14 protein-coding genes are annotated in these 15,515 nt (G+C 62.8%); 4 read left to right on the forward strand and 10 right to left on the reverse strand.

Annotation, left to right across the window (positions count from 1 at the left end; genetic code table 11):
- Positions 1-6: 6 nt before the first annotated feature.
- From JQ574_RS22475 to JQ574_RS22490, 4 genes are all read left to right on the forward strand, one after another.
- The gene (locus tag JQ574_RS22475) at positions 7-411 is read left to right on the forward strand and encodes a globin (protein ID WP_212208094.1); all 405 of its coding nucleotides are present in this window, start codon (positions 7-9) and stop codon (positions 409-411) included.
- A 156-nt stretch (positions 412-567) separates the two neighbouring features.
- Positions 568-1,587, forward strand: a complete 1,020-nt coding sequence (locus tag JQ574_RS22480; RefSeq protein WP_212208095.1) for a sugar ABC transporter substrate-binding protein — start codon at positions 568-570, stop codon at positions 1,585-1,587.
- A 6-nt stretch (positions 1,588-1,593) separates the two neighbouring features.
- The gene (locus tag JQ574_RS22485; RefSeq protein ID WP_212208096.1) at positions 1,594-3,096 is read left to right on the forward strand and encodes a sugar ABC transporter ATP-binding protein; all 1,503 of its coding nucleotides are present in this window, start codon (positions 1,594-1,596) and stop codon (positions 3,094-3,096) included.
- Positions 3,097-3,108: 12 nt separating this feature from the next.
- On the forward strand, positions 3,109-4,140 hold the full coding sequence (locus JQ574_RS22490) for an ABC transporter permease (protein WP_212208097.1): 1,032 nt from the start codon (positions 3,109-3,111) through the stop codon (positions 4,138-4,140).
- A gap of 156 nt (positions 4,141-4,296) precedes the next feature.
- Here JQ574_RS22490 and JQ574_RS22495 read toward each other — a convergent pair whose 3' ends face one another.
- The 10 genes from JQ574_RS22495 to nuoL form a co-directional block, all read right to left on the reverse strand.
- A complete protein-coding gene (locus JQ574_RS22495) occupies positions 4,297-5,259 on the reverse strand; it encodes a dienelactone hydrolase family protein (RefSeq protein WP_212208098.1) in 963 nt (320 codons plus the stop codon).
- 169 nt (positions 5,260-5,428) lie between these two features.
- Entirely contained in the window at positions 5,429-6,739 is a 1,311-nt protein-coding gene (gene mtnK / locus JQ574_RS22500) for an S-methyl-5-thioribose kinase (protein WP_212208099.1), read from the reverse strand.
- A gap of 39 nt (positions 6,740-6,778) precedes the next feature.
- Positions 6,779-7,126, reverse strand: a complete 348-nt coding sequence (locus tag JQ574_RS22505) for a hypothetical protein (RefSeq protein WP_212208100.1) — start codon at positions 7,124-7,126, stop codon at positions 6,779-6,781.
- A 72-nt stretch (positions 7,127-7,198) separates the two neighbouring features.
- Positions 7,199-7,474: a DUF1467 family protein gene (locus JQ574_RS22510; protein ID WP_212208101.1), complete on the reverse strand. Its 276-nt coding sequence runs from the start codon at positions 7,472-7,474 to the stop codon at positions 7,199-7,201.
- Between the two features lie 6 nt (positions 7,475-7,480).
- A complete protein-coding gene (gene mce / locus JQ574_RS22515; protein WP_212208102.1) occupies positions 7,481-7,885 on the reverse strand; it encodes a methylmalonyl-CoA epimerase in 405 nt (134 codons plus the stop codon).
- A 40-nt stretch (positions 7,886-7,925) separates the two neighbouring features.
- Positions 7,926-9,596: a ribonuclease J gene (locus JQ574_RS22520; RefSeq protein ID WP_212208103.1), complete on the reverse strand. Its 1,671-nt coding sequence runs from the start codon at positions 9,594-9,596 to the stop codon at positions 7,926-7,928.
- Positions 9,596-10,408, reverse strand: coding sequence for a biotin--[acetyl-CoA-carboxylase] ligase (locus tag JQ574_RS22525; protein WP_212208104.1), 813 nt, complete (start codon positions 10,406-10,408; stop codon positions 9,596-9,598). The genes JQ574_RS22520 and JQ574_RS22525 overlap by 1 nt, the downstream gene beginning before the upstream one ends.
- A gap of 61 nt (positions 10,409-10,469) precedes the next feature.
- Entirely contained in the window at positions 10,470-11,909 is a 1,440-nt protein-coding gene (gene nuoN, locus JQ574_RS22530) for an NADH-quinone oxidoreductase subunit NuoN (protein WP_212208105.1), read from the reverse strand.
- A gap of 10 nt (positions 11,910-11,919) precedes the next feature.
- Positions 11,920-13,428: an NADH-quinone oxidoreductase subunit M gene (locus JQ574_RS22535; protein WP_212208106.1), complete on the reverse strand. Its 1,509-nt coding sequence runs from the start codon at positions 13,426-13,428 to the stop codon at positions 11,920-11,922.
- A complete protein-coding gene (gene nuoL / locus JQ574_RS22540; RefSeq protein WP_212383855.1) occupies positions 13,428-15,509 on the reverse strand; it encodes an NADH-quinone oxidoreductase subunit L in 2,082 nt (693 codons plus the stop codon). The genes JQ574_RS22535 and nuoL overlap by 1 nt, the downstream gene beginning before the upstream one ends.
- Positions 15,510-15,515: the final 6 nt, after the last annotated feature.

Raw genomic sequence — 15,515 nt, forward strand, 5'->3', positions numbered from 1 at the left:
GCCCTCATGATCGCGCCCAATCCGATTCTGCGAAGCTTTGAGATCGCAGCCAGCCGCTGCGCGGACCTGACGCCATTGGTGTATGCGCGCCTGCACAGCGAACATCCCGAAACACACACGATGTTCCGGACCGAGGGCAGCGAACTCGTCAAGGGCTCGATGCTGGCGCTGACGATCGATGCGATCCTGGATTTCGCAGGTCCCCGCACCGGCCATTTCCGCATGATCGAGTGCGAGATTTCCTCGCACGACGCCTACGGCACGCCGCGCGACCTGTTCATCGCATTCTTCGGTGTGATCGCCGAGACCCTGCGCGAAATCCTCGATCAGGACTGGTCGCCTGAGATCGATGCTGCATGGCGGAAATTGCTCGACGAGATCGAGCAGTTGGTCTTGCAGCGCACAAGCTAGGACCGCTTCCGTTCAACTTGCTTGATCGATTCCGCACCCTCAGCAATGACGTGATCAGCGAACGGGTGGCGCGTGCGCGGCGAGTGTGAGACACTGTGGGCATCCGCGGTGCGTGTAACGCCCTCGGTCATAAAAATGAAAGCGAGGGAGCAAGCAATGTCAGGGACGGACAAATCCTCTACGACCAGGCGTGACCTTCTTCAGTCGGCGGCGTTCGCCGGCGCAGCGAGCGCGCTGTTCGGCGGTTTGGGGTTAAGCCCGGCGCTCGCGCAGGCCGCACGTTCCGAAAAACCGCTGAAGGCCGCGTTCTCCAACGCCGGCCTGCAGGCCACCTGGTGCGCGCAGGGCAAGCAGGCCGCGGAATGGTGGGGCAAGCTGTTCAACGTCGAGGTCACCTGGTTCGACGGCCAGCTCGACGCCGTCAAGCAGCGCGCCGCGATCGACAACATGGCGTCGCAGAAATGGGATTTCGTCGCCATCCAGGCGTTCGGCATCGGCACCCTGACCCAGCCGGTGCAGAAGATGATCAGCGCCGGCACCCCGGTCATCGACATGGACACGCTGATCGCGCCGCTCGACCAGATCAGCGTCCACTCCTTCCTCGCCCCCGACAATGAATTCATGGGCGCTTCGGTGACGCAGGCGCTCTGCAACGCCATGGGCGGCAAGGGCAAGATCATCATGACCCAGGGCGCCCTCGGCCACACCGGCGCGCAAGGCCGCGCCAAGGGTTTTACCTCCGTCGTGAAGCAATTCCCGAATATCGAGGTGCTCGACACCCAGCCGGCGGATTGGGACGTGTCAAAGACGGCGCGCCTATGGGAGACCTACCTGACAAAATACCCGCAGATCGACGCCGCCTTCTTCCACAATGACGACATGGCGCTCGCCGCCTACAACATCATGAAGGCGCGCAACCGCACCAACATCCTGATTGGCGGCGTCGACGCCATGCCGCCGGCGATCCAGGCGGTCAGCGAAGGCCGGATGTTCGCAACCGTCCGCAATCCCTCGTGCCGTATCCATGGCGGCGCCATCGTCGCCGGCGTCGCCGCGGTGACCGGGGGCGAGAAGAGCGGTCAGGGTATTCCCAAGCACGTGATAACGGACGGCCCGGTCGTGACCAAGGCCAACGCGGCGGGCATGCAGTGGATGGAGAATCATTTCCTGATCTGAAGTCTGATGACGCCGCAACGCTCACCCCTCCTCGAACTGCGAGGCATCACCAAAGCCTTCGGCGGCGTCGAGGCGCTTCGGGGTGTTGATTTTGCGTTGTTCGCCGGCGAGATCCACGGTCTCGTCGGCGAAAACGGCGCGGGAAAAAGCACGCTGATGAAGATCATCGCCGGCGTGCATGCGGAGTTCTCCGGCCGCTTTGCACTGGATGGGAAGGACACCCGTTTCCGCTCGACCCGCGACGCGCATGCCGCCGGCATCGCCATGGTCCATCAGGAGCTGAGCGTCGCCCCCGATCTGTCGGTGGCCGAAAATGTTTTTCTCGGCACCCAGCCGACCAACCGCTTCGGCCTCGTGCAGTGGCGGCGCATGGCGCGCGAGGCCGGCGAGCAACTCGCCAAATTCGGCATCGACGTCGATCCAATGTCGCGGCTCGGCGATCTGCCGATCGGCATGCAGCAGTTGATCGAGATCGCCCGCGTCCTGTTCTCGGGCGCCCGCATCGTCATTCTCGACGAGCCGACCTCCGCCCTCTCGCCGCCCGAGGTCGAGCGGCTGTTTGCGACGCTGCGGCGGCTGCGCGACGAGGGTTGCGCCATCGTCTTCATCTCTCATTTCATCGAGGACATTTTGCGCGTCTCTGACACCGTGACGGTGTTCCGCAACGGACGGAAAGTCGCCGAGACGGAATCCGCCGCGACCAGCAAGGCCGCGCTGATCGAGGCCATGATCGGCAAGGGCAGCGAGGCGCTGGGCGAGACCTATACCGACGACATCATGCTGCCGCCGCCGACCGATCGTCCGGCGGTGCTGAAGGCGGACGAACTCACGCTCGCCCGCAGCCTGCAGGACGTCTCGTTCGAGGCCCGCGGCGGTGAAGTTTTGGGCATCTACGGCTTCATGGGCTGCGGGCAGCTCGAGCTGGCGCGGATCCTGTTCGGCAAGATCAAGCCCGACCGCGGCACGTTGATCGTAGGCGGCGAACCCAAGACCTTCGCCAGCACGGCGGCGGCGCGGCGCGCCGGCGTCGCCTTCGTCCCCGAAAGCCGCCGCGCCATGCTGTTCCACCAGGAGCCGGTCTACAAGAACATCTCGATCAGCGTGCTGGGCCGGATTTCCGCGCTGCTGCTCAAGCCGGCACGCGAGCGGTCGATCGCCGCGCGGCAGGTCGAGCAATTGCAGATCAGGCCCGCGGCCGTCGACCTCGAACTCGGCATGCTGTCCGGCGGCAACCAGCAGAAGGTGGCGCTGGCGAAATGGCTGAGCTATCCACCGCGCCTGCTCGTGCTGTGCGAGCCGACGCGGGGCATGGACGTCGGCGCCAAGAACGACGTCATCAACATCATCAGGGAACTGCGCGCCAAGGGACTGGCCGTGATCGTGCTTTCGACCGAACCGGAGACGGTGCTGTCGCTGGCCGACCGCATCATCGTCCTCAAGCGCGGCGCGGTGGTGCGCGAATTCGCTCATGAGATGGTCAGCAAGGACCGCCTGCTGCAAGCGGCTTGAGGAGAAACTTGAATGGCAAGTGAAGGCGCGACAGTCCCGGCGGATCGCAAGCGGCCGCACAGCGTCGGCAGGTTCCTGCGCTCGCAGATGCGCAACATCGCGCCGTTCCTGACGCTGATCTGCCTGACCGGCTTTTTTGCCGCCGCCAGTCCATCGTTTGCGACGCTCGACAATTTCGGCAATATCCTGACCCAGGTTTCGGTGACCGGCATCATCGCCGTCGGCCTTACCTTCGTGATCCTGTGCGCCGAGATCGACCTGTCGATCGCCAGTATCGCCAACGTCACCGGCATCGCGGTCGCCTATTTCACCCTGCAGGAATCCTACGTGAACATCGCCAACGTCCCGATGCCCGGTTGGGCGGCGGTGATGCTGGCGCTCGCGCTCTGTGCCCTGCTCGGTGTCGTCAATGCGTTCGGGCTCACCGTGATCGGCATTCCCTCCTTCATCATGACGCTGGCGATGATGCAGATCGCCGCGGGCATTTCCGCGCTGCTGGTGCGCGGCCAGATCGCCTACAAGGTGCCCGACGTGATCACGACGCTCGGATCGGGGTCGATCGGCGGCATCCCATGGATCGTGATCGTGGCCGCGCTGATGCTGCTCGGCGGCCATCTGGTGCTGACCTACACGCGCTTCGGCCGCTACGTCTACATGGTCGGCGGCAACCGCGAGGCGGCGGAATATTCCGGGCTCAACGTCAAGCTCATCCTCGGCAGCGTGATGGTGATCGCGGCGGTCTGCTCGGGCATCGGCGGCATGCTCGGCGTCGCCCATTTCGGCAGCGCGCAGCAGAACGAGTTCGACACCTACCTGCTCGATTCGATCGCCGCCGTCGTGGTCGGCGGCACCAGCCTGTTCGGCGGCCGCGGCGGCATCGGCAACACCGTCGTCGGCCTGTTCGTGCTCGGCGTCCTCAACAACGGCCTCGACCACGTCAACATCGACAGTTTTCTGAAGATCCTGATCCGCGGCCTGATCCTGCTCGCGGCGCTGGTGATCAATGTGTATGCGCAGAAGCTGCGGGAACGGTCGGTTGAATGACGGCGGCGTTTCCGGGCCGTGAACCCATAAATCTGCCGACGGCGGACTTGTTGCTGAAGTCCGTATGGCGTCGATGGGTCGACATCGTCTGCGCGGACCGTCATGTCCGCTAAGTGCCAAGTGGATTGAACATCGCTACCGCTACTTGATCACCTCTCAGAAGCCGTTCTGTTTGAGAAACGCTATCAGATCATCGGTCGCTTGTTTCTTCTGCTTCTCGGTGCCCCCGCCCACGTGAGCACCGCGCGTGATGCAATTCTGCTTCATCCATTTCCCAACGTTCCATCCGCCGATAGATTTGTTATTCGCCTTCATCGTCCGATCACCGTTGTCTTCGATCATCGCTGCGCAAGCTGAATAGTTCTCGCTCTTTTTCATGTGAATGACCGGACCACTGAGTTCCCAAGCATGATGTTGGCCGGGATAAATTTTTATCGACACTCTTGAGTTTCCTGCAGCCTTCATTCGATCTGCGTACTCGACGCAAGGTTTTGCAGGAGTTAGATCGTCAAGCTCAGCAACCATGTAAAAGATCGGTCGCCCCGTCGTCGCGGCGTTCCGAAATTGACCTACACAATCAGGAACAATCGGAACGTGCAGCGCGAACGCTAAGCTGCCAGTCCGACGCAATTCCCGACGAACCATCATGGCAGAATTTTGTGCCACCAACCCTCCTTTCGATACGCCCATGATGCCGATCCGAGTTGGATCGATGCGCTTATCTTTCTTTAACTCAGCCAGTGCCGCAAAGGCATCATTTTCCATCACCCACGAATTAACGAGCTCTTGGTTCTCGTTGGTGTTCAAAACCTTGCGCGGCCTGAAGCTGTCGACGACCAGCGCGGCAATGCCGTTTTGCGAAATGCTGCGCGCATAGTGACCTTCGATCTGGTCAAGAACGCCACCGGAACTATTTATGATCACCATTGCCGCTACCGACTTATCGGATTGCGGCAGATACAAGGTTGCTGTGATCTTTACCGGCGCAACATCCGGCGCAGGATTAGTGTCGAACTTCAACTGCTCTAAGATCGCTGATTTGGCAAATGCAGGATATGTCAAAGCAATATTCAACATTGTTATGCAAATTACTAACATCCAATGTCTTGAGGCCAACATTCCGTCTTCTCCTTAGTCAATGTGCACATCTTTGATATGAACCCGCTTCAGGCAGGAGAGGATGTCCGCTTTGGATCATTCGCGACCGGGTCGAGCCAGCAGCAAGTCCGGCCAAGTCCGCAATCCGCCGAAAGCGGTAGTAGATCACGCCCTAGCCGGCCGCTTGCCCTCACCCACCGAAATCGGGCTGCCAGTCGCGCAGCAGCTGTGCTGTCTTTGTTATCGACCCGATGGTGGGATATTTCGCAGCATCCACCATCATCGCCCGCGCCAGGCGCAGGCTTCGCGCTTCGCAGACGGCGCGAAGCTTCGGCTCCTCGATCAGCTCGAAATCGATATTGTGCGCGAGACCGAGGATGCGGCGGATGATCTTTGCCGCGGCAAACCCGACGGTGTCGCCGAACAATCGCGCCATGTAGGCCTGCCGTTCGGCCTCGAGGCGAACAGCACCATCCGCGCCGGCAAACAGCGATGCCGGATAGGCATCGCCCTTCGCTTCGGTGCGCCACAACCCGACGAATTTTCGCGCAAATTCCGCCCATACGCCCTCGACCGTCTGCAGCAGCCACGCTTCGAAGGCGCGCCGATCGCCGGGCGAGGTTTCGTGGCCGCTGGAGGCCAGATAGCCCATGAGGAGATTTGCGATGACGGCGCCGATATCGAATCCCATCGGCCCATAGAACGCGAATTCGGGATCGATCACCTTCGTCTCGCGCTCGGTCACCATGATCGAGCCGGTATGGAGGTCGCCGTGAATCAGCGCTTCCGGCGAGGCCATGAACTTCAGCTTGAGCCTGGAGATCGCGACATGAAGATCGAGGTCGCCGCGAAAGCGCGCCGCGGTCGCATCCAGCCAGGGCTGTGTCCAGCGGTTCTGTTCGGCGACGCGGTAGGGATCGGTGAAGATCAGATCCTCGGTGATCTTGCACAGCGCATGATTGCCGGCAAAGGCGGCAATGCCCTCCTTCTTCTCCGCGGCGGGGACCGCAAGATCGGAGCTGAAGAACAGCGTTCGCGCCAGAAAATTCGTGATGTCTTCGACGAACCGCGGATAACTGGTTCCGGCCACCAGCCCCTTGCGCATGATGATATGCGGCTCGAGAAACTCCATCGCGATCAGGGCAAGCGCCGCATCGTGGTGGAGCACCGCCGGCACCAGGGCGGGCGCCAGCCGGGCCTGATGGGTGAGCGCCAGATGTTCGTAGTGCGAGCGCGACAGCGGCAGCGGCCAGCTCTCGCCGACCAGCCGCACATAGGGCAGCGCCTGCTTGACGGCGATGCTGCCAGCCCCGCCGCGCACGATGAAGACGAGGTTGAGGTTGCCGTCGCCGACCTCGCTGATCGACCACGCTGCCGGCACACCGCCAAGCTGGCTTGCGATCGTGGGAAGCTGCGCAAGGTAGTCGCGCAGATCGGCTTCCCGCAGAATTCGGTATTGGTCCGGCCGGGGGATATCCAACACTCGCCCTTGTGCGGTCATCGGTCGTCGCCTCCGGTTGCTGGCGCGTGAAGTTCGGCTTCAGTCCCGCTCGAGGAAGTTGGAACCGATGTCAGCCTTTTTCTTGATCGGATCGTAGTCGCAGTAGACGCTGTCGGCGACGAGCGTGTAGCTCGCGATGATCGTGTCCTTGTTGAGCTTGACCGCATTCAGGCCGATCGCCGCGGTCTGTTTGCCGCCGGTCCATTTGAACGGCGTCGAGCTCTGTGCTTTCTCGCAGGCCACGACGGCGTCGGGAAAGACCGCCTGCTCGACGAAGGCTTTCACCGTTCGAAGCTGGTTCAGCGTCTTCCAGTTCATGTAGAACGACCCGCCAAGGCCGGCGGCGAGCAGGATCACCAGCGCGATCATGATGCGTTGGAAACTCATTCATGTTCTCCCGGCACGCTAACGCTTGGCTTCGCCGCGCCGCCTGTATGCATTGAGGTACTCAAATTGCCCCTAGAACGGCGTCCCCATCAGCTTGGCCAGCCGCTCGATATTAAGGAATCCCTGATAATAGGCCCACATCGCGATCGCAAAAATGACCGCCGATATGATCGTGGTCCAGATCAGCTTGCGGCCCATCCGCGCCAAAACCGGCGCGCCGGGGTCGGTGCCGGGGGCGCCCTCGCCGTCCTCGTGCTGGCTGCGCACGCCGAATGGCAGCGTCACGAACAGCACGATCCACCACAATACGAAGTAGATCGCGAACATCGTCGAGATGTTGTAGACCATGAGGGTTCAGGCCTGTTCGATTTCGACGAGCGCGCCGGAAAAATCCTTCGGATGGAAAAACAGCACCGGCTTGCCATGGGCGCCGATCTTCGGCACGCCGTCACCGAGCACGCGCGCCCCCTCGCTGATCAGCTTGTCGCGCGCCGCAATGATATCGGGCACGTCGTAGCAGATGTGATGGATGCCACCGTCGGCGTTGCGCTCGACGAATTTGGCGATCGGTGAGGCGTCGCCGAGCGGCTGGATGAACTCGATCTTGGTGTTGGGCAGCGTCACGAACACGGTGATGACGCCATGCTCCGGCAGCGGCACCGCGCCGGAGATTTCAGCGCCGAACGCGCCGCCATAGATTTTGGCCGCCTTCTCGGCGTCCCTGACCGCGATCGCGACATGATTGAGCCGGCCCAGCATCGTTGCTCCTCCTCTAGTATCCAATTCCGCGGAACACGCGCTAGATCGTCAGCACATGCACGAGGCAGATCGGCTTCTTGCCCCAATGTTCGTTCAGCACGGCGCGTACCGCGCGGCGCACCGATTCCGCTGTCGCGTCCGCATCGCGCCGCCGCGCCCGCGGCAGGCCTTCCACCGTCGATACCACCACATCGAACACGATGTCGTCGAGGGGCTCGCCGGCCGTATTCTTCTCGGGGATGCCGACCAGATCGACCTCGGGATCGTCGGCCAGCTCGCCCTTGTCGGTCATCGCGATCGCCACGAAGGCGCAGCCGGCAAATCCCATCCGCCGCCGCTCCACCACGGCGCGCGACTTGGAATCCTCCAGGATGGTGCCGTCCTTGTAAATACGGCCCGAAGGCAGTTGGTCGATGATGCCGGGGTCGCCGGGGCCGAGCTGGACCAGGTCGCCGTTGCGGCAAATCAACACTTTCGGAACGCCCGCGGTGCGCGCCAGCTTGGCATGCTCCGCCAGATGCAGGGCTTCGCCATGCACGGGGATCAAGAGCTGCGGACGCACCCAGGAGATCATGTCTCGGAGCTCGTCGCGGCGCGGATGGCCGGAGACATGGACCAGATCGGTGCGGTCGGTGATGACCTCGATGCCCTGCGTGACCAGGCCGTTGATGATGCTGCCGACCGCCTTTTCGTTGCCGGGAATGGTGCGCGAGGAGAAGATCACGCAGTCGCCCTTGTTCAGGGTCACCTGCGGATGGTCGTCATTGGCGATGCGCGCCAGCGCCGCGCGCGGCTCGCCCTGGCTTCCCGTGCACAGCGCCAGCACCTTGTCCGGCGGGAAATGGCCGTAGAGATCAGCGCCGCGGAAACTCTGGACGCCGTCGAGATAACCGGTTTCACGCGCGACCTGCACCACCCGTTCCATGGCGCGGCCGACCACGACCACTTCGCGGTCGGCGGCCTTGGCGGCGTCCGCGACCGCCTTCAGGCGCGCGACGTTGGAGGCGAAGGTGGTGACGGCGACCCGGCCCTTGGCGGCCTTTACCAATTTCGTAATGGTGGCGGCGACCTCGGTTTCCGAAGGCGAGCGCCCGTCCCGCACCGCATTGGTGGAATCGCCGACCAGCGCCAGCACGCCCTCGTCGCCCAGTTCGCGCAGGCGCCGCTCGTCGGTCGGCAGGCCGATGATGGGCGTCGGATCGATCTTCCAGTCGCCGGTGTGCAGCACGGTGCCGACCGAAGTGTGGATCGCCAGCGCGTGCGATTCCGGAATCGAATGCGCAACCGGGATGAATTCGACGTTGAACGGGCCGAGATGGACACGTCCCCCTGAAGGCACCACCGTGACCGGGATTTTCGGCGGATTACGCTCGGCCGCCAGTTTGGCCTCGAACAGGGCCGCGCTGAACTTGGTCGCGTAGATCTTGCACTGCAGCTTCGGCCAGAGGTCGATGATGGCCCCGAAATGGTCCTCATGGGCGTGCGTCAGCACCAGCCCCATCAGGTTCTTGCGTTCCTTCTCCAGGAAGCGGATGTCGGGCATGATCAGGTCGATGCCCGGCAGATGCTCCTCGTCGCCAAAGGAGACGCCGAGATCGACCGCAAGCCAGGACCGCTCGTGGCGGTTGCCGAGCCCGTAGATCGACAGGTTCATGCCGATCTCCCCGACGCCGCCGAGCGGCGCAAAGGTCAGTTCATCTGGTCTAGCCATCAGGCAGCTCCCACGGAGGCCGCCGAGCCAAAATAAACCTCGCCCGCGGCGATCGGGAGGTGTTTGCCTTCTGCGGTCCGGACGATCAGGCAGCCGCTTTCATCTATCGTGTCGAACGTGCCTGCGATAGTCGCAGTTCCGGTCTGGATGGCGACCGGCTCGCCGAGGCCGGCAGCGCGCGCCAGCCACAGCCGGCGGATTTCGGCAAAGCCGCGACCATTGTCCCAGATGCCGCGGAACTCGACCCAGGCGTCCGACAGCACGGCGAACAGCTCCTCGGCGCCGACATGGACACCGAGCGCCGCCAGCGAGATGGCCGGCGTCGGCGTGCCCGTGGGGGCTGCGACCACATTGGTACCGATCCCGACCACGACAGCCAGCCGGTTGCCGGCGACAGCTTCGGCTTCGAGTGAAATACCGACCAGCTTCTGCTTCTCAACGAGCACGTCGTTCGGCCATTTCAGCTGGAATTTCAACGGGTCAGAGCCGGCCCTTCGCAGATTGGCTTCGATGCTCACCTGCTGCAGGGCGCTTGCAATCGCGAGCCCGGCGGCAAAGCCCAATGTCGCGGCGGTCGCGGGCGGGACGTCGATGACTTCGAGAACGCTGCTGGCGAGGTTGCCGCGCGGCGCGATCCAGGCGCGCTGGCGCCGTCCCTTTCCGGCCGTCTGTTCCGTGGTGGCAAACCACATCGAGCCGCGCTCGCCCTCGCGGGCGTGCGCCATGGCCTCGGTATTGGTCGAACCGACCTGGTCAAAGGCGGCGAGACGGTAACCCGCCGATATAGCCCGGGGACCGAGCGCGAAGGTCATTTCAAATTTCTGCGCATGATCTTCTCCGAAAACCGGTTTCCACTTTTCGGGATCATGCGCGCTAAAACAGCGACTTCGCCGCGGCCGCGGCGACGCTGACCAGCAGCCCCGGATAGACGAAGAAGAAGATGGTGAAGACGCCGGTGATCGCCAGCACCGCACGCAATTCGGTGCGCATCGGATCGAGCTGGCCCTCCGGCTCGTCGAAATACATCACCTTGATGATGCTGAGATAGTAGAACGCGCCCACGACGCTGGCGAGCACGCCGACCACAGCGAGCGTGAACAGGCCTGCCTTGATCGCGGCAACGAACACGTACCATTTGGCGAAGAAGCCCGCGAGCGGCGGAATGCCAGCCAGCGAGAACAGCAGCATCGCAAAGACGAAGGCGAGCAGCGGATTGGTGCGCGACAGGCCGGCAAAGTCGCTGATCTGCTCCATCGGCTGGCCGTTGCGCTTCATGGTCAGGATGACCGAGAAGGTGCCGAGCGTCATCGCGACATAGATCGCGATATAGACCAGCACGCCCTGCGCGCCCTCGACGGTGCCGGACGCGAGCCCGACCAGCGCAAAACCCATGTGGCCGATCGAGGAATAGGCCATCAGGCGCTTGATGTTCTTCTGCCCGATGGCGGCGAACGAGCCCAGCACCATCGAGGCGATCGCCACGAACACGATGATCTGCTGCCACTGCGAGACGATGCCCGGGAATGCCGTCAGCGCCACCCGCGTAAACACCGCCAAGGCCGCGACCTTCGGCGCGGAGGCAAAGAACGCGGTTACCGGCGTCGGCGCGCCCTCGTAGACGTCGGGCGTCCACATGTGGAACGGCACGGCCGAGACTTTGAAGCAGAGGCCAGCGAGCAGGAACACCAGGCCGAACACGAGCCCGATATTGCCGGTCTTCGCAGCCGCCGCGATGCCGGCGAAGCTGACGGTGCCGGTAAAGCCGTAGATCAGCGAGGCGCCGTACAGCAGCATGCCCGAAGACAGCGCGCCGAGCACAAAATACTTCAGGCCGGCTTCGGTGGACTTGGCGTTGTCGCGATTGCTGGCGGCGACCACGTAGAGCGCCAGCGACATCAATTCCAGCCCGAGATAGAGCATGATCAGGTCGCCGGCCGAGATCAGCACCATCATGCCGAGGCTCGAGAGCAGCACCAGGATCGAAAATTCAAAGGTCCGCCGCGACGGGTCGGAGAGGAATTCGGCCGACAGGATCAGGGTTGCGCCCGAGCCGATCAGCGCCAGAATCTTCAGGAACCGCGCGAAGTCGTCGACAATGAAGCTGCCGCCGAAGGTCGTGAGCTTGCCGGCCGGCAACATCAGCTCCAGCGCGCCGGTCACCACCAGCAGGCATATCGCAAGGGTGGTGACGAGCCGGGTCGTCCCCTCGCCGCCACGATAGGCGCCGAGCATCAGCAGCGCCATGGCACCCGCGGCCAGCACCAGCTCCGGCAACACCGGCAGCAACTGATAACCTGCACTCTGGAAGCTCATGGTGGCGGCCTTAATTGATCAACGCGGCTGCCTTCACGGCAGTCACGGCGGTGTTGTAATTGTTGACGAGTTGCTGAACCGAGGCCGCCGACATGTCGAGCACCGGTTTCGGATAGACGCCGAACAGGATGGTGAGGAACACCAGCGGGAACAGCATCAGGCCTTCGCGGAACGTGAGGTCCTTGATGCTCGCGAGCGCTGGTTTTGTGAGTGTGCCGAACACCACCTTGCGATAGAGCCAGAGCGCGTAGCCCGCCGACAGGATCACGCCGAGCGTGGCAAAGGTCGCGGTCGGGATCGAGACCTTGAAGGTGCCGAGCAGCGTCATGAATTCGCCTACGAAGCCGCTGGTGCCGGGCAACCCGACATTAGCCATGGTGAAGACCATGAACACCAGCGCGTAGAGCGGCATCCGGTTCACCAGCCCCCCGTAGGCGGCGATTTCGCGGGTATGCATGCGGTCGTAGACGATGCCGACGCACAGGAACAGCGCGCCGGAGACGATGCCGTGCGAGATCATCTGGAACACGCCGCCGGCCACGCCCTGCGTGGTACCGGCGAAGATGCCCATGGTGACGAAGCCCATATGCGCCACCGACGAATAGGCGATCAGCTTCTTGATGTCTTCCTGCATCAAGGCCACCAGTGAGGTGTAGATGATCGCGATCGCCGACAGCGTGAAGATGATCCAGGCGAAATCATGCGACGCCAGCGGGAACATCGGCAGCGAGAAGCGCAGGAAGCCGTAGCCACCCATCTTCAACAGGATCGCAGCCAGGATCACCGAGCCCGCGGTCGGCGCCTCGACGTGCGCGTCCGGCAACCAGGTGTGCACCGGCCACATCGGCATCTTGACCGCGAACGATGCAAAGAACGCCAGCCACGCCCACGTCTGCAGACTGCGCGGCACCGCGGTGTTCATCAGCGTCGGGATGTCCGTCGTGCCGGCGTTCCAGTACAGCGCCATGATGGCGAGCAGCATCAAGACCGAGCCGAGCAGCGTGTAGAGGAAGAACTTGAAGGACGCGTAGACCCGGCGCGGGCCGCCCCAGACGCCGATGATCAGGAACATCGGAATCAGGCCACCCTCGAAGAACAGGTAGAACAGCACGAGGTCGAGCGCCGAGAAGGTGCCGATCATCAGCGTTTCCAGCAGCAGGAACGCCATCATGTATTCGCGCACCCGCATCGTCACCGATTTCCAGCTCGCGATGATGCAGAGCGGCATCAAGGCGGTGGTCAGGATCACGAACGGCAGTGAAATGCCGTCGACACCCATGTGGTAGGTGATGCCGCTCGCCAGCCACGACGCCTTTTCGATGAACTGGAAGTCCGGATTGGTCGCATCGAAGCGCCAGACCAGGATCAGCGAGACTGCAAAGGTGACCAGCGTGGTCCACAGCGCGATCCAGCGCGAGTTGCTTCTCGCCGCCTCGTCGTCGCCGCGGCTGATGTAGATCACCAGCGCGCCGAACAGCGGCAGGAAGGTGACGACCGAGAGGATGGGCCAGGTTGTCATCACTGGCCTCCCAAGCCGAACATGAACCAGGTGATTAGTCCGGCAACCCCGATCAGCATCGCGAACGCGTAGTGATAGAGGTAGCCGGTTTGGATCTTCACGACGTTGCGGGTGACGTCGAGCACCCTTGCGGAAATGCCGTCGGGGCCGAAGCCGTCGATGACATAGCCATCGCCCTTCTTCCACAGGAAGTGGCCGATCCACTTGGCCGGGCGAACGAAGATCAGGTCATAGAGCTCGTCGAAGTACCATTTGTTGAGCAGGAACTGGTAGAGCATCGGGTGCTGGCTGGCGAGTTCGACCGGCAGATAGGGCCGGCGAATATAGAAGACGTAGGAGATGTAGGCGCCCACCACCATCATCACGGTCGGCAGGTACGCGATCCACGCCGGGATGTGGTGCATTTCTTCGATGATGTTGGGGTGCATCTTCAGCGATTCACGGAAGAACTCGGCCACGCCATGGCCCGCGAACAACTCCTTGAACGGGAAGCCGGCCAGGATCGAGCCGGCGGCGAGGACGCCGATCGGGACCAGCATCCACAGCGGCGCCTCGTGGGCGGCCTCATAATGCGCCTGGTCGTGCGGCTCGCCGTGGAAGGTCTTGAAGATCAGACGCCAGGAATAGAACGAAGTCAGGCCGGCTGCGACCACCGTCATCAGGAAGCCGTACATCGCGAACGGATTGTGCGAGACGTAGGCAGATTCGATGATCGCATCCTTGGAGAAATAGCCGGCGGTGAGCGGGAATCCGGTCAATGCCAGCGTACCTATCACCATCACGATATAGGTGAAGGGAATCCGGTCCTTCAGCCCACCCATGTTGCGGATGTCCTGCTCGTGATGCATCGCGTAGATCACCGAGCCTGAGCCTAAGAACAGCAGCGCCTTGAAGAAGGCGTGCGTGAACAGATGGAAGATGCCGACCGAGTAGGCCCCTGCCCCCATCGCCACGAACATGTAGCCGAGCTGCGAACAGGTCGAGTAAGCGACGATGCGCTTGATGTCGTTCTGCACGAGGCCGATCGTCGCCGCAAAGAAGGCGGTGGTGGCGCCGAAGAACATCACCACGGCCTGCGCATTCGGCGCCAGCTCGAACAGCGGCGACAGGCGCGCCACCATGAACACGCCGGCGGTGACCATGGTCGCGGCATGGATCAGCGCCGAGACCGGCGTCGGGCCTTCCATGGCGTCCGGCAACCAGGTGTGCAGCAGGAACTGGGCGGATTTGCCCATCGCGCCCATGAACAGCAAGAGACACGTCAGCGTCAGCGCGTCGGCCTGCCAGCCGAACACGTCGATGGTCTTGCCGGCGAGCCCCGGCGCGCCCGCGAAGATGGTTTCGAAATCGGTGGACTTGAGCAGCATGAACACGGCGAAGATGCCGAGCGCAAAACCGAAATCGCCGACGCGGTTGACCACGAAGGCCTTGATCGCCGCCGCATTGGCCGACGGCTTCTGGTACCAGAAGCCGATCAGCAGATAGCTGGCGAGACCAACGCCTTCCCAGCCGAAGAACATCTGCACCAGATTGTCCGAGGTCACCAGCATCAGCATCGCGAAGGTGAACAGCGACAGATAGGCAAAGAAGCGCGGCCGGTGCGGATCCTCGTCCATGTAGCCGATGGAATAGAGGTGCACGAGCGCCGAGACGGTGTTGACCACGACCAGCATGACCGCGGTCAGCGTATCGACGCGCAGCGACCACGCGACCTGCAGATCGCCGGAATTGATCCAGGGGAACAAGGCAATGCGGGCGTCATGGTGCATGAAGCCGACATCGACCAGCGTGACCCAGGACAGGCCGGCCGAAATCATCAGCAGGCCGGTCGTGATCAGTTCGGCCGCGCGCGAGCCGGCGGCCGGCGGTTCCGCCACGTGGTGGTCGTCATGGCCGTGGTCATCGTGGCCATGGTCGTCATGGGCGGCTGACGCATGCGCGTGCGCGTCGTGCCCATGATGCCCGTCATCATGATGCTCGACCGTATCCCCGCTCGGGTTGCGCGCATGCGCCCCGCACAGCGCGATCAGGCCGGCCAGAATGGCGCCCAGCAGCGGCAGAAAGACGATTGCCTGAATCATAGCTGC

Origin of the sequence: Bradyrhizobium sp. AUGA SZCCT0158 (assembly GCF_018130065.1) — a bacterium.
Taxonomy (GTDB): domain Bacteria; phylum Pseudomonadota; class Alphaproteobacteria; order Rhizobiales; family Xanthobacteraceae; genus Bradyrhizobium.